Annotated in this window: 14 protein-coding genes; 3 read left to right on the forward strand and 11 right to left on the reverse strand. The window is 64.9% G+C overall.

The genetic code is table 11. The features are described from left to right. Positions 1-96: 96 nt before the first annotated feature. Together HOP59_RS11305 and metH are read right to left on the reverse strand one after the other, a co-directional pair. Positions 97-1,425 (reverse strand): MATE family efflux transporter, encoded by a 1,329-nt coding sequence (locus HOP59_RS11305; protein WP_234254026.1) that lies wholly within the window; start codon positions 1,423-1,425, stop codon positions 97-99. 61 nt (positions 1,426-1,486) lie between these two features. Continuing rightward, on the reverse strand, positions 1,487-5,206 hold the full coding sequence (gene metH, locus HOP59_RS11310) for a methionine synthase (protein WP_234254027.1): 3,720 nt from the start codon (positions 5,204-5,206) through the stop codon (positions 1,487-1,489). Positions 5,207-5,445: 239 nt separating this feature from the next. On the opposite strand from metH, the gene nfuA reads away from it, so the two are divergent. Then, positions 5,446-6,036, forward strand: a complete 591-nt coding sequence (gene nfuA / locus HOP59_RS11315) for a Fe-S biogenesis protein NfuA (protein WP_010628583.1) — start codon at positions 5,446-5,448, stop codon at positions 6,034-6,036. An 85-nt stretch (positions 6,037-6,121) separates the two neighbouring features. Here the strand turns inward: nfuA and HOP59_RS11320 are convergent, their stop codons facing one another. Continuing rightward, positions 6,122-7,177 (reverse strand): DNA-binding protein, encoded by a 1,056-nt coding sequence (locus tag HOP59_RS11320; RefSeq protein ID WP_010628584.1) that lies wholly within the window; start codon positions 7,175-7,177, stop codon positions 6,122-6,124. A gap of 339 nt (positions 7,178-7,516) precedes the next feature. Between HOP59_RS11320 and HOP59_RS11325 the strand changes: the two genes are divergently transcribed. Together HOP59_RS11325 and HOP59_RS11330 are read left to right on the forward strand one after the other, a co-directional pair. After that, positions 7,517-8,626: a tyrosine-type recombinase/integrase gene (locus tag HOP59_RS11325; protein ID WP_010628585.1), complete on the forward strand. Its 1,110-nt coding sequence runs from the start codon at positions 7,517-7,519 to the stop codon at positions 8,624-8,626. Positions 8,627-8,654: 28 nt separating this feature from the next. Then, on the forward strand, positions 8,655-9,080 hold the full coding sequence (locus tag HOP59_RS11330) for a SufE family protein (protein WP_010628586.1): 426 nt from the start codon (positions 8,655-8,657) through the stop codon (positions 9,078-9,080). Here the strand turns inward: HOP59_RS11330 and HOP59_RS11335 are convergent. The 8 genes from HOP59_RS11335 to HOP59_RS11370 all read right to left on the reverse strand — a co-directional run bounded on the left by HOP59_RS11335 (position 9,050) and on the right by HOP59_RS11370 (position 15,009). Further along, entirely contained in the window at positions 9,050-9,451 is a 402-nt protein-coding gene (locus HOP59_RS11335) for a ribbon-helix-helix domain-containing protein (RefSeq protein WP_010628587.1), read from the reverse strand. The two genes, HOP59_RS11330 and HOP59_RS11335, sit on opposite strands and share 31 nt — an antisense overlap. An 86-nt stretch (positions 9,452-9,537) precedes the next feature. Beyond that, positions 9,538-10,119 carry a DJ-1/PfpI family protein gene (locus tag HOP59_RS11340; RefSeq protein WP_234254028.1) on the reverse strand — a complete coding sequence of 194 codons (582 nt, stop codon included), beginning with the start codon at positions 10,117-10,119 and terminating at the stop codon, positions 9,538-9,540. Between the two features lie 178 nt (positions 10,120-10,297). After that, positions 10,298-10,603 carry a membrane protein insertion efficiency factor YidD gene (gene yidD / locus HOP59_RS11345; RefSeq protein ID WP_234254112.1) on the reverse strand — a complete coding sequence of 102 codons (306 nt, stop codon included), beginning with the start codon at positions 10,601-10,603 and terminating at the stop codon, positions 10,298-10,300. Positions 10,604-10,647: 44 nt separating this feature from the next. Beyond that, positions 10,648-11,100: a phosphoribosyl-AMP cyclohydrolase gene (gene hisI, locus HOP59_RS11350; RefSeq protein ID WP_234254029.1), complete on the reverse strand. Its 453-nt coding sequence runs from the start codon at positions 11,098-11,100 to the stop codon at positions 10,648-10,650. Continuing rightward, entirely contained in the window at positions 11,097-11,576 is a 480-nt protein-coding gene (locus tag HOP59_RS11355) for a transcriptional repressor (RefSeq protein ID WP_010628591.1), read from the reverse strand. Before HOP59_RS11355 ends, hisI begins: the two co-directional genes overlap by 4 nt. A gap of 33 nt (positions 11,577-11,609) precedes the next feature. Continuing rightward, positions 11,610-12,605, reverse strand: a complete 996-nt coding sequence (locus HOP59_RS11360) for an alpha-L-glutamate ligase-like protein (RefSeq protein WP_010628592.1) — start codon at positions 12,603-12,605, stop codon at positions 11,610-11,612. 5 nt (positions 12,606-12,610) lie between these two features. Continuing rightward, entirely contained in the window at positions 12,611-14,116 is a 1,506-nt protein-coding gene (locus HOP59_RS11365) for an inactive transglutaminase family protein (RefSeq protein WP_234254030.1), read from the reverse strand. A gap of 35 nt (positions 14,117-14,151) precedes the next feature. After that, the gene (locus tag HOP59_RS11370) at positions 14,152-15,009 is read right to left on the reverse strand and encodes an ATP-dependent zinc protease family protein (RefSeq protein WP_234254031.1); all 858 of its coding nucleotides are present in this window, start codon (positions 15,007-15,009) and stop codon (positions 14,152-14,154) included. Positions 15,010-15,033 lie beyond the last annotated feature (24 nt).

The following is a 15,033-nucleotide window of genomic DNA, read 5'->3' on the forward strand; positions in this document are numbered from 1 at the left end:
TTAACGCCCCTGGCATATTCTTTGAAAGAATAAATATTCATATTTTTTATACGTAAAGACATATAAAGGTCAAGTCACCTCTCTATCACCTCTCTGTCAGATCTCCAGTCGCAGCCACTGCCGCCGCTGCCAGATCGTCACGAACCATAGCGAGTTGAGACAGCGATAGCCAAGCTGCACCCACCAGATGCCCAGCAGCCCTTGCTCCATGACCACACCGACCCACCATGCCAGCGGCAGGAAGACCAGCCACTGAAGTGAGAGCGTGGTGGTCATCACGGTGCGACTGGCACCGGCACCCAGCAGGGCCTGGGCCAGCACCAGAGCGGCGCCGTCCAGCACGATCATGACCGCGGTGAGCTGCAGCGGCAGACGGGCGAGGGCAATGAGCTCGGGGTCGCGCAGGAACAGGCCGAGGATCTGTTCCGGAAACAGCGCCATGGGCAACGCCAGGGCCGCCAGGCACAGCCAGGCGAGGCGTACCACGTCCCAGCCCCAGCGATGGGCGTCGCCATGAGCCTGACGACCGAGCGACTGGCCGACCAGGCTCATGGCGGCCATGCCCAGCCCCACGCCGGGCAGGATCAACAGCAGCGAGAGGTTCACCAGCACGTGGCCAACGGCGACGCTGGCCGTGTCGATGCGCCCCAGAATCCAGAACAGCACCGCATAGCCGGCAGCGAACCACAGCTGCTGGAAGGAGTGGGGCGTTGCCAGGCGCAGGGTAGTCAGCAGCGCCGGGCGCCGGGGCACGCCCGCGAGAAAGCCGCTGGGCACGGCGTGGCGCAGGCTCAGCAGCGCCCAGAGCGCGAGGCCGACGTAGAGCGAGAGCGTGGTGCCCGCACCGGCGCCGGCGGCGCCCATGGCCGGCAGCCCCAGGTAGCCGAAGATCAGGCACACGCTGGCCGCCACGTTGACCGCGTGCATCACCAGCATGATGCGCAGATAGAAGCCGCTCTGCTCGATGCCGTTCCAGTAGCCTCGGAAGCAGAAGATCATGGCCACGGCGACGAGCGACAGCACGCGCCAGCGGAAGTACTCGACCGCGACGGCATTGACCGCGGCATCGGGGTTGATGAGGGCCATCAGGCGCGGCGCCTGCCACAGGCACAGCAGCGTCAACGGCAGCGAGACGAGCAGGGCGATGGCCAGCCCGGCATTGAGCGGCCTGGCCCGCAGCTGCCAGGCCTCTTCGCCATGGCGCCTGGCCGTCTGCGACTGCACGCCGGAAGAGAGCCCGAAGACCAGGGCCGTGACCAGGAACATGGCATAGCCGCCGATACCGACGCCGGCCAGCGGTACCTCGCCGAGCGAGCCGACCAGCGCCGCATCGATCAGATTGATCAGGCTCTGGGTCAGCATCGCGGCGATGATCGGCGTGGCTAGGCGCAGGATACGTCGACGGCGGATCGAATCTGGCAGCATGCTCTATCGTTGGGTTCGAGAATGCCCCGCGCCGGGGCACGGGGCATCAGGGGTCGTCGTCTCAGGCCGGATCGTAGGAGAGTACCGGCGAGAGCCAGCGCTCCAGCTCCGCCAGGCTCATACCCTTGCGCTCGGCCAGGGCCTCGACCTGGTCGCGGGTGATCTTGCCGGTGGAGAAGTACTTGGCCTGGGGATGCGAGAAGTACCACCCCGACACCGCGGCAGCCGGCCACATGGCGAAGTTCTCGGTCAACTCGATGCCAGCGTTCTCGGTGGCATCGAGCAGCTGGAACAGGGTGCGCTTCTCGGTGTGGTCGGGGCAGGCGGGGTAACCCGGCGCCGGCCGGATGCCCTGGTACTTCTCGGCAATCAGGGCGTCGTTGTCCAGGGTCTCCTCGGGCACGTAGCCCCAGAACTCCTTGCGCACCCGCTCGTGCATGCGCTCGGCAAAGGCCTCGGCCAGACGATCGGTAAGAGCCTGCACCATGATCGCGCTGTAGTCGTCACCGGCGGCCTTGTAACGTTCGGCCAGCGCTTCCACGCCGTGGCCAGTGGTCACGGCAAAGCCGCCGATCCAATCGAGCTGATCGCGCTCGTTGCCGTCGGCGTCGTAACGAGGGCTGACGAAATCGGCCAGGCTGTAGCAGACGCCGTCACGGTTCTTGGTGGTCTGCTGGCGGATGTGGTGCAGGCGGGCGATCACCTCGCTGCGCGACTCGTCCGCATATACCTCGATGATGTCGTCGTCGACGCTGTTGGCCGGCCACAGACCGATCACCCCGCGCGCCTCGACGTGCTTGCCGTCGATCAGCTTGCGCAGCATCTGCTGGGCATCGGCGAACAGGTTGCGGGCGGCTTCGCCGACCATTACGTCGTCGAGAATTTTCGGGTACTTGCCCGCCAGCTCCCAGCTCATGAAGAAGGGTGTCCAGTCGATGCGCTCGACCAGCTCCTCGATGTCGTAGCCGTCGAATACCTCGAGCCCGGTGATGGCGGGCCGGGGCGGCGTGTAGCTGTCCCAGTCGATGGGCAGCTTGCGCTGGCGGGCCTCGGCGTAGCTCAGGTCCGCCGCCTTGGGGCGGCGCTTGGCGTTACGCTCGCGCACCTGCTCGTACTCCGCCTTGATCTCGGCCACATAGGCGGGCTTGAGCGTGGGGGAGAGCAGCTTGCCGGCAACGCCCACCGCCCGCGAGGCGTCGGTCACGTAGATGACCGGTTCGTCGTACTGCGGTTCGACCTTCACCGCGGTGTGGGCCTTGGAAGTGGTGGCACCACCGATCAGCAGCGGCAGCTTGAAGCCCTGGCGCTTCATCTCCTTGGCCACGTGGACCATCTCGTCCAGCGAGGGCGTGATCAGCCCCGAGAGGCCGATGATGTCGGCATTGACCTCGCGGGCCGTCTGCAGAATCTTTTCCGCCGGCACCATCACGCCCAGGTCGACCACATCGTAGTTGTTGCACTGCAGGACCACGCCGACGATGTTCTTGCCGATGTCGTGCACGTCGCCCTTCACCGTGGCCATGACGATCTTGCCCTTGGCCTGAGTGCCTTCGCTCTTCTCCGCCTCGATGAAGGGGATGAGATAGGCCACCGCCTGCTTCATGACCCGCGCCGACTTGACCACCTGGGGCAGGAACATCTTGCCGGCACCGAACAGGTCGCCGACCACGTTCATGCCGTCCATCAGCGGCCCTTCGATCACCTCGATGGGGCGCGTGGCGCGCTGGCGGGCGAGTTCGGTGTCCTCTTCAATGAAAGCGGTGATGCCCTTGACCAGGGCATGCTCGATACGCTTTTCCACCGGCCAGGAGCGCCACTCCAGGTCCTCTTTCTTCGCCGCGCCGCTACCGTCGCCCTTGTACTTCTCGGCCAGATCGACCAGGCGTTCGGTACCGTCGCTGCGGCGGTTGAGCACCACGTCCTCGACCGCCTCGCGCAGCTCCGCCGGCAGGTCGTCGTAGACCGCCAGTTGGCCGGCGTTGACGATGCCCATGGTCAGACCGGCACGGATGGCGTGATAGAGGAACACCGAGTGAATCGCCTCGCGCACCGGGTCGTTGCCGCGGAAGGAGAACGAAACGTTGGAGACCCCGCCCGAGACCATGGCATGGGGCAGGTGCTCACGGATCCAGCGGGTCGCCTCGATGAAGTCGACGGCGTAGTTGTCGTGCTCCTCGATGCCGGTGGCGATGGCGAAGATGTTGGGGTCGAAGATGATGTCTTCCGGCGGGAAGCCGACCCGTTCGACCAGCAGCTCATAGGCGCGCTGACAGATCTCGGTCTTGCGCGCGAAGGTATCGGCCTGGCCGGTCTCGTCGAAGGCCATGACCACCACGGCGGCCCCGTAGCGGCGGCACAGGGTGGCCTGCTCCAGGAAGGCTTCCTCGCCCTCCTTGAGCGAGATGGAGTTGACCACCGCCTTGCCCTGGACGCACTTGAGGCCGGCCTCGATGATCTCCCACTTGGAGGAGTCGATCATGATCGGCACCCGGGCGATGTCGGGCTCGCCGGCGATCAGGTTGAGGAAGCGCACCATCGCCTCCTGCGACTCCAGCATGCCCTCGTCCATGTTGATGTCGATGATCTGGGCGCCGTTCTCGACCTGGTCCAGCGCCACTTCCAGGGCGGTGGTGTAATCCTCTTCGACGATCAGGCGCTTGAAGCGCGCCGAGCCGGTGACGTTGGTACGCTCGCCGACGTTGACGAACAGCGAGCCCTTCTCGATGTTGAAGGGCTCCAGCCCCGCCAGGCGGCAGGCACGCGGACGCTCGGGCACCTTGCGCGGCGCCATGCCCTGGATGGCGGCATGAATCGCGGCGATGTGCTCGGGCGTCGAGCCGCAGCAACCGCCGATGATGTTGACCAGGCCGCTCGAGGCGAACTCGGCGACGATGGCCGCCATCTCTTCGGGGGTCTGATCGTACTCGCCGAATTCGTTGGGCAGCCCGGCGTTGGGGTGCGCCGAGACGAAGGTGTCGGCCTTGGTCGAGAGCTCTTCCAGGTAGGGGCGCAGCTCCTCGGCGCCCAGCGCACAGTTCAGGCCGATGGAGAGCGGCTGGGCATGGCGCACCGAGTTCCAGAACGCCTCGGTGGTCTGACCGGAGAGGGTGCGTCCGGAAGCGTCGGTGATGGTGCCGGATATCATCACCGGCAGCCGCTCGCCACGGTCGTCGAACAGCGCCTCCAGGGCGAAGATGGCCGCCTTGGCGTTGAGGGTGTCGAAGATCGTCTCGATCAGGATCAGGTCGGCGCCGCCCTCGATCAGCGCTTCGGCCGCCTCGTAGTAGTTGTCACGCAGCTGGTCGAAGGTGACGTTGCGCTTGGCCGGGTCGTTGACGTCGGGCGAGAGCGAGGCGGTGCGCGAGGTCGGCCCCAGCACCCCGGCCACGTAGCGCGGCACACCGGTCTCTGCCGCCACCGCATCGCATGCCTCGCGGGCCAGACGCGCCGATTCGCGGTTGATCTCCGGCACCAGCGCCTCCATGCCGTAATCGGCCTGGGAGAAGCGGGTGCTGTTGAAGGTGTTGGTCTCGATAATGTCGGCGCCGGCCTCGAGATAAGCGCGATGAAGGCGCGTGACGAGATCGGGGCAGGTCAGTGCCAGCAGGTCGTTGTTGCCCTTGAGTTCCGAGGGCCAGTCGCCGAATCGCTCACCGCGGAAGTCGGCTTCCTCGAGCTTGGCATTCTGTATCATGGTACCCATGCCGCCATCCAGCATGAGGATGCGCTCGCCGAGCCGTTCGGTGAGAGTGGCGGTCAGTGCAGAGGGAAGGGCGGCCATGGGTCGGGTCTGTCTCCAGCAAAGTCACGTCCAGGTATGTGACCGCCCTTGGATCCTGGTGCTCTTTGGCAGGGGCGGCCTTGTCGGCCGGCTATGGTAGCAAAACCAGCGGCTTGAGGGCAGGGTTGCTCAAAAACCGAGCAAAACAGTCGGGATTGTCTCGAAGCCTGCTTTTGCTTACCATGATGGCATGTCACCTATGGCCGGCCCCGTTGCCGCGTCCGACCAGCGAGAACATCATGAGCGAGATCATCCAGATTACCGACAGCGCCCAGGAATACCTTGCCGAGCTGCTGGCAAAGCAGAACGTCGAGGGCATTGCGGTGCGCATCTTCATCACCCAGCCGGGCACACCCTACGCCGAGACCTGCCTGGCCTACTGCCGGCCCGGCGAAGAAGAGCCCACTGACGAGCGTCTGGAGCTCGACAAGATCGCCGTGCTGCTCGACAAGAACAGCATCCCTTTCCTCGAAGAAGCGGTGGTCGACTTCAACGCCGACCGCATGGGTGGGCAGCTCACCATCAAGGCGCCCAACGCCAAGATGCCCAAGGTCAACGCCGACAGCCCGCTCGAGGATCGCGTCAATTATATCCTCTACAGCGAGATCAATCCGGGCCTTGCCGCCCACGGCGGCGAGATCAAGCTGGTCGAACTGACCGAGGATCAGGTCGCGGTTCTGGCCTTCGGCGGCGGCTGCCAGGGCTGTGCTGCGGTCGACTTGACGCTCAAGGAAGGGGTGGAGAAAACCCTGATGGAGCGCATCCCGGAACTGGCCGGCATTCGCGACGTGACCGATCACACCGACACCACCAACGCCTACTATCGCTGAAATCGGGCTCCATCCGCCCATACCCTTCGCAACAGCACCCTTCGGATAGCAAGCGACGCGCCGCTCGAGGCGCGCCGCCTCATGCTCAACGAACGCTTTCGGAAGGTGCCGTCTCGGCGCCTTTCAGCGTTTCACCTCCTTCTCCTACGCGGCCTTCGTCCGCGCGCCGAGCGACGCCTTCCTCGACGGGCTGCCAGGTGCGCCGCATGAGTTCGGCGTCCTGGGTGCGCAGCCGGGCCGCCTGCTCTTCGATGTGGCGCTTCTGGTCCTCGATGCGCGCCTGCAGCAGCGACTGTTCGTGGCGCAGCGTATCGATACGCTCTTCGGCGCGACTCCTCGCCCACTGGGTCTCGCGGTGCTGCTTCTCCTCGCGGCCCAGCGCAGCCTGGGTCTCGTGCAGCTGACGCTGCAGGTTCTCCTGACGCTTCTCCAACTGCTGGGTCGCGGCATCGTAGCGCTTTTCGGCCGCCACTCGCTCCTGGCGCGCCTCATCCAGCAGCGTCATCAGGCGCGCCTCGGCGGCCTCATGGCGCTGCTCCTCCTGATTGAGGCGAGCCAAGTGCTGCGCATCACGGTCGGCCAGGGCCTGCTGATGCGCCTGAGCCTGCTGCTCGCTTTCCTGCTGTAGCTTGTCGAGCTGCTGCAGGGCACGACTCAGACGCTCCTCGAACTGGCGAGCGCGCTCCTGCCACTGATCGCGCTCGGCCTCGACCCGCGCCAGGGCGGCGCTACGCGCCTCCAGCCGCTGCTCGGTACCCGCCACGTGAGCGGAGAGGGCGGCTTCGCGCTGCTCGGCATCCTCGACCTGCCGCTGCGCCTCCTGCATGGCTTCCTGCGCCTCGGCAACACGGCGGTCGGCGCGCTCGCGATACTCCGCCAGCGCCTCGCCGGCTGCCTCCTGGGCCTTGTGCCAGAGGGTTTCCGCCAAGCGCTGCACTGGCTCGGGCATGGCTTGCGACGCAGGCGGCTCGCGGCTGCCTTCCCGCCGCAAGCGCCATTCGCGCAGATGATCGCTGATAGTGGTGAAGCTACCGGTACCCAACACTTCGCGAATCTTCTGCACGCTGGGGGCTTCTCCCCGCGCCTGCAGGGATTCGATGGCGCCCAGTACATCCTCGTATTGCACACCGCTGCGTGCCATGTCGATCTCCTTGATGGTGTGGCTGCTGCTCCATGCATCACGCGGCGGGCGACGCTTGTTCTTGCTCTGCCATGCGCCCGCTTGAGTGGTTCAAGCATAGCCGTTTTCCCGGCTGCGGGGAAGGAAATTACATTTTATGTATTACGTAATTTACATTACGCTATTAATCAAAATTCATGATTACCCGTCTTATCTTGAAAAACTGATCGATACGTCTGACACTGAACGCTCAGTGAATGGGACAGGGGCCCCATGAGGATGTCGAGCGAGACAAGCAGGGCAGAGGCGGGCTCACAGCCCGAACCGCAATCGAGCGATATAGCGCCCATTGGCGGACTGATGCCCGGCCGCCCGCGCGCAGGCCATGTCCATATCGCCGCACACAGCGACACCGAAGCCGTAGCGCGCTGGCTTGCCGAATATCGCGACAGTCCGCGAACGCTGCGCGCCTATCGCCGCGAGGCCGAGCGGCTACTGCTGTGGCTGGAACGGGAAGGGCGGGGGCTGGCCGAACTGCGCCGTCACGACCTGGATGCCTATGAGGCGTTTCTGGCCTCCCCCACACCGCGCGAGCATTGGGTAGGGCCGCCGCGGCCGCGCCATGCTCCCGACTGGCGCCCGTTCCGCGGGCCGCTGTCGCCCAGCAGTCGGCGGCAGAGCCTGGTGATCCTGCAGGGCATGTTCGCCTGGCTGGTGGAAGCGGGGTGGCTGGCACACAACCCCTTTCGCCTGATGCGCGACAAGCGCCGTCGACTGGACAACCGCCAGACCGGCATCGAGCGCTACCTGGAGCGGCCGCTGTGGGAGTGGCTATGGCAGTGGCTGAACGAGCCACCGACCCAGGAGGCCAGCCTCAGGGAGCACTATCTCCACCAACGACGGCGACTGATCTTCGGCTTTGCCTATCTGCTGGCACCGCGTATCGGCGAGATGGCCGCCGCCGAGATGAGCGACTTCTTCCTACGCGAAGGACGCTGGTGGTGGCGCGTGGTGGGGAAGGGCGACAAGCTGGCACGCATTCCCGTACCGCCCGACATGCTGGAGCTGCTGGAGCAGTGGCGGGAAACGCTGGGGCTTTCGCGCCATCCCAAGCTCGGAGAAGCCGGAGCGTTGCTGCGCGGGCTGGACGGCCAGCGCCGCCTGGGTGACAACCAGCTCTACCGGCTGATTCGCAGCACCTTTCACGCCGCCGCCGACGCCCTGCAAGCCGATGCCGGCGAGACGGCTGCCGCTCAGGTGGCACGGCTGCGCGCCGCCACGCCGCACTGGCTGCGCCACACCTCGCTGACCCATCAGGCTCAGGCCGGGGTCGAGCTGCGCTACCTGGCCAGCACCGCACGCCACGCGCGGCTCGACACCACGGCGCAATACCTGCACACCGAAGACGAGGAGTGGCATCGTCAACAAGCCGCTCACGGTTTGCCCGGCAGGGCGCCCGAACCGGTATAATGACCTTCGAGTCATCACGGGAGGCCACATGACCACCGAAGCCACGGCCGAGCAGGCCCAGCAGGCACTGCTGGAAGAGTTCGAGATGTTCGACAACTGGATGGACCGCTACCAGTACATCATCGACATGGGCAAACAGCTGCCGCCGTTTCCCGAGGAGTGGAAGACCCCGGAGCGCAAGATCCAGGGCTGTCAATCCAACGTCTGGATTCACCATCGCCGCGAAGGCGAGGCGCTGCACTTCGACGCGGTATCCGATGCCGCCATCGTTTCCGGGCTGATTGCCGTGCTGATGCGCATCTTCAACGACCGCCCGCCGGCCGAGATCCGCAGCACCAGCCCTCACTTCCTGCAGGATCTGGGGCTCGACAAGCACCTGTCGCCGACGCGCAGCAACGGTCTGCACGCCATGCTGGCAAAGATCTACGAAGTCGCCGAGAGCGAGGCCGCCTGAGGTCTCGCTGCGCGCCGCCCCGCGGCATGGCGTCGCCGCTCCCTGGCCAGTATGCCTTCGGCGTCAAGGCTGGCGATGGCCACATCCGGCTGCGCGGGGATCTCACCCGCCAGCTGCAGCGCCTGATAACGGCCGCAGCACACCCTCAGAAAGGAAGCGAAGTTGGCGGGATCGTGGCCGGCCTCGGCGCACTCCCGCGCCAGCCTGGCCACCAGCTGACTGAGTGACAGTCCGTCACGCCTGCCCACCTCTTCGAGTACCGCCCAGAAGAAGCGCTCCAGACGCACGCTGGTGGAAACGCCATCGATACGCATGGAGCGCGTCTGCGGCTCCCAGAGATCTGCTTCGGCACCGATGAAAAGCCTGCACATGACTCTTTCCCCCTGATCCGGCTCGCGACGATGCCTTCAGCATGGCGCCGGTCGCGAGCCAGGGCAAGGTGGCCAGCACTGACCGTTCAAAGTTCGATACGCGTTCCCAGTACGGCGAGGAACTGGGCCAGCCAGGCGGGGTGAGCGGGCCAGGCGGGCGCCGTCACCAGCTTACCGTCGGTCACGGCATCGTCCACGGCGATATCGGCATAACGGCCACCGGCCAGCTCCACCTCGGGCCGACAGGCGGGATAGGCCGAGCAGGTCCGGCCTTCCAGAACCCGTGCCGCCGCCAGCAGCTGAGCGCCATGGCAGATCGCCGCCACCGGCTTGTCCTGGGCGAAGAAGTGACGCACCACTTCGATGACCCGATCGTTGAGGCGCAGGTACTCGGGGGCGCGTCCGCCGGCGACCACCAGGCCGTCATAGTCGGCAGGGTCGACGGCGGCGAAATCGGCGTTCAAGGTAAAGCGGTGGCCGGGTTTCTCGCTGTAGGTCTGGTCGCCCTCGAAGTCGTGAATGGCGGTGGCGATACTTTCGCCTGCCCGCTTGTCCGGGCAGACGGCATCGACGCGGTGCCCCACGGCCTGCAGCGCCTGGAACGGCACCATGGTTTCATAGTCTTCGGCGAAATCGCCGCAAAGCAAAAGCAGTCGCTTGGCAGACATGGCGTGTTTCCTCATCGGATCGTTGTGTTGGGTGTGCCATTGAGCAGTCTGGCACGGGCGAACCGGGTGAGGGTGGTAGCGGGCTACTACAGTGGGACGACTACAGCGAGGAAGATGCAGGACGGATGCAAGGGCAGGGTAAGGTGATGGCGGCGGTCGGGCGCACTCTACGCCATCTTCAATGCTTGGTCACGTGCTGCGAGCAGCAGCGATAGTGCTCGTCGAGCTCCGGATCTTCGCGGCACAGGCGTTCACTGGGCCCGCCCGGCACGGGGTCGATACCGCCATCGCTGCCGGGATGACAGCGTACGATGCGCTTCACCGCCAGCCAGCCGCCGCGCAACGGACCGTGCACCTGAACGGCCTCGACGGTGTAATGGGAGCAGCTGGGCCAGTAGCGGCAGCGTGGGCCGAGCAGAGGACTGATAACCAGTTGATAGAGCCTGACGAGAGCGATCATCGCCAGCCCCAGGGCGCGCGCCATCAACCCGCCGAGGCGCTGCAGCCAGGCCGCCGGGCGAGCCACGCTCAGCCTTCCTTCGACGGCTTGCCGTACAGGGTGTCTGGATCGATCAGCGGCTCGCTGGTGATCCTCGCTTCGCCGCCCTCCAGCGCTACGTAGAAGCAGCTGCGCCGGCCGGTATGGCAGGCCGGGCCGCTCTGTTCCACCTGCAGCAGCAGGGTGTCGCCATCGCAATCGAGGCTGGCCGCACGCAGATGCTGCTGCTGACCGGAAGACTCCCCCTTGCGCCACAGCTTGCCCCGCGAGCGCGACCAGTAGCAGACACGCCCGCTGGCCAGGGTCTCTTCGAGAGCCTCACGGTTCATCCATGCCATCATCAGCACCTCGCCGCTATCGTGCTGCTGAGCGATGGCCGGGATCAGACCGTCTTGATTGAAGCGCACTTCCGCCAATACGCGCTCGATGGGGAGGCGGGCATCGAGCTCGGCGCGCTCGAGCTGTTTGAAGGTATCGCTCATGACGTTTCCGTAGTGGCTGGCTTGTCGTCTCTTGCCGGCGCGGCAAGGCAAAGGTCGCAGCTGCCCAGGAGTTCGATGGTCTGACGCTCGACGCGAAACCCGAGTTCCCGCGCCCGGGTGCTCAGCTGCGCATTGACGTCATCCAGATGCAGCTCTTCGACGCGGCCGCAGTGACGACAGATCAGCAGTTGGAAGCCGTGAGCATGCTCGGGGCAGGGGCAGGCCACATACGCATTGAGGGACTCGATGCGGTGCACCAGCCCCTGTTCGATCAGAAAATCGAGCGCACGATAAACGGTCGGCGGGCGGGCAGCGGCATGCTCGACGGCGAGCCGGTCGAGTAACTCATAGGCCTTCAGACCACCGCTGGTTGCCGCGATCATCTCGAGCACGCGGCGCCTGATCGGGGTGAAGCGAACCCCACGAAGCTGGCATTGTCTTTCGGCCTGCGCAAGCAGGGCAGTAGCGTCGGTCATGGTAGAGCCGATGTTTAGGGAATGGCATTCATTCTACGTGCTGAGGCTTGCCTCGGCCAGCACGGGCTCAGGAAGCGCCTTGAGTTCGCCATGACGCGCGAAGTGGCGCTGCGAGAAGGCGACTCGCTCCTTGACGCTCACTCCTTCGGGTTGCTTCTCCACCAGGTCCAGACGCGCACGCAACCCTTCGCCATTGGCCATCTGAATGGCCAGGCCGGGGCGGGCATTGAGCTCCAGCAGCATGGGCCCACGGTTGCGATCGATGACCATATCGGTGCCCAGATAGCCAAGCCCCGTCATCTCGTAACAGCCGGCCGCCAGTTCCAGCAGGTTGGACCAGTCGGGAATCCGCAGGCTGGCGAGCTCATGGCCGGTATCGGGATGGTCGCGCCTGGTACGGTCGAACTGGACGCCGCGTACCGCCGTGCCCGTGGCAATGTCCAGCCCCACGCCCACTGCACCCTGGTGCAGGTTGGCCTTGCCGTCGGAAGCCGCCGTGGAGAGACGCATCATGGCCATCACCGGATAGCCGCGGAAGATGATCACGCGAATGTCGGGTACGCCTTCGTAGGTGTACTCGGAGAGCTTCTCGTCGAAGTTGATCAACCCCTCGATCATGGCCACGTCGGGCGTACCGCCCAGCGAATAGAGACCGGAGAGGATATTCGAGACGTGGCGATGGAGATCCTCGATGCTCAGGCGGGCACCGCTGGGCTTGATGAAACTCTCTCCATCGACATGTTCGATGACCAGGATGCCCTTGCCGCCGCTACCCTTGGCGGGCTTGATGACGAACCCCGGATGACCGGCAATCATGCTGCCCAGCGCCTTGACGCCGAACTGGGTGGACACGGTGCCGATCAGCGCCGGTGTGGTGATCCCGTGTTTTTCCGCCAGCAGCTTGGTTTTCAGCTTGTCATCCACCAGCGGGTACAAGCGCCGGCTGTTGTAGCGCCCGATATAGCGGATGTTGCGCCGATTCATGCCGATGATGCCTCGGAGCTTGAGCTGCTTCGGTCGTGCCCACATGGGACTCAATCCTCGGTGACCGGTTTGAAGCGTCGCAGCTCGAGCAGCCGATATCCCGTGTAGTTACCCAACAGCAGGATCAGCGACATGATGATGAGCTGCACGCCCAGGAAGTTGAAGGTGAGATGGCGTATCCAGGGGTTGTTCATGGCCAGGTACGCCAGTATGGCGGTAATGAGGCTTCCGCCGCCTTGAATCAAGACCTCCTTGGGACCCTCTTCCTCCCACAGGATCGACATCCGTTCGATGGTCCAGGCCAGGATGATCATCGGGAAGAAGGTGATCGTCAGGCCTGCATTGAGTCCCACTCGATACGATAGCACCGAAAACAGAGAAATGATCGCGATCACCGTGATGATGACCGCCGACACTCGCGCCACCAGCAGCAAGTTGAGGTAGGAGAGGTAGTTACGTATCACCAGTCCCACCGCCACGATCAACAGAAAACCGATCATGCCGGTTGGCAGAGTCGTCTGAATGAAGGCGAGGGCGATCAACACGGGCATGAAAGTGCCGGAGGTCTTGATGCCGACGATGATGCGCAGGAAAACCACCACCAGAGCCCCGATGGGGATCAACAGGATGGTCTGGAAGAGGGCCTGTTCCTCCAGCGGCAGACTGTGGATCGAGAAGTTGAGCAGGGTATCGTCCGCCAACTGGCTGCGCACCGCCGCCGCTGCCGGTTGATTGCGCGACAGCATCGAGAAGGTCACGCGCGAATTGGTCCCGCCCTGAACTTCGAGCACGGCGCGCCCGCCGGCTTCCCACAGCAGCAGGTTGTCCGGCTGCCCCTGGTCGGCGGTACGGGGATTGAACAGGGTCCAGTTCTGCTCGTCCTCGAACACCATGATCCAGGATGTCAGCGACTGCCGGCGGCGGCCATCCTCGAGCATCAGCCCGCTCACCTCGCGGGCATGTACGCCGGCCTGGTTGAGCAGCCGTACCAGCAGCGGGGTGCGCTCGAATTGGGTCAGCAAAAGACGCGCGTTCTCGCCCTGGCGGTCTTCGCTGAAGTCGCGGATCAGCTCGCGGGTGAAGGTGTAGGGGTCGGCGCTGCGCATCCAGGCCCGCTCGATGACTTGGGCGGCGGCGGTATCGTAGGGCCGCTCCCAGCTGATCTCTCGCAGCGGCGGGCGCACCATCTGCTGCTGACGCCTGTCTTCGGTCACCTGCAAGCGCACGGAGTAATAGAGCTGCTGGCTGCCCGTGGCACTGCGAATCGACCACTGCGCGCGGCGACTGCGCTCATCCTGCAGAAACGAGAGGCCGTAGCCCGGCGAGGCCGTATTCTCGGTCAGAATGCGATAGCCACGCTGGTGCGAAGGCAGCGCCAGATCGACCCGCACGGGATCGCCAAGTGCGGAGAAGTCGACGATGGCCTCGACCTCCCAGATCTGGCGTTGCTCACCGGGCGTCCAGGGCACCTCCATCTGAATGTGCCGATGCAGGCTCGTGCCGATGCCAAGCACCATCAGCAGACCCACGATGAGGTAGAAGGGCAGTCGTGACATGTAGAATCCTTGCAGGTAGGGCAGTCAGGCCACGATCAGCCTTCTTCTTCGTCCCGGTCGTTGATCTGGTCCTCGGCCGCCTCGGAGGCAGGGCGGCCACCGGGGAATTCGGGACGGGGGTGGAGATAGTTCTCTGCCACGTCGATCAGGGCGATGTCCATGAGGAAACGACGACCGAGCAGCACCGGATAGTTGAGGTGAGTACGGTCACTCAGGGTGAACTCCACGGTTTCGCGGATCGGACCCAGCGTCATCATGAGGCTGACGACCGGGCGCGACTCGCTGCCGGCGGCCTGCATGATGCGTACCCGGCGCTCGACCGGGCGCTCGATCCACTCGTCGCGCACATGCTCGACGACGATATCGTTGTCGGTGAGGCCTAGCTTGAAACGCACCCAATCCTCACCGTCGCGCTCGAAGCGAGTGACGTCCGTCGCACTCAGCGAGGAGGTGTTGGCCCCGGAATCGACCCGGGCGCGCAGATAGGTACCCACCTCCGGCAGCCCGATCCATTCGGCACGACCCACCATCTCCTTGGAGGAGAGCGCTTCGCTCAGCTCGTTGTTGCATTCGGCCGGAACAAGGATCGGCTCGTCGCCGCTACGTTGCTCGAGCCGCTCGATGTCGCCACGCAGGTGGCGCAGCGTGACACCCGCATCGCGCAGTTCGGCAAGCAGCTCGGCCTGGTGGCGCTCATGCTGTGCGAAGTGAGCCTCGGTCTGGTCGCAGCGCAAGGCCATGCGTTCCTCGAGCTGGCCGATACGCGCTTCGAAAAGGTCGGGACTCAGTGTGGGCTCAGGCTCGACCTGAGGCCCGGAATTGAGGGCGCATCCGCTGATCAACAACGAACTCAGCAACCAGACGGCGGGGGCGGATAGCGTTCTCGGTTGCATGAAAATCGACAGCCTCCATTTGGA

Source organism: Billgrantia aerodenitrificans, from assembly GCF_021404405.1.
GTDB lineage: Bacteria > Pseudomonadota > Gammaproteobacteria > Pseudomonadales > Halomonadaceae > Halomonas > Halomonas aerodenitrificans.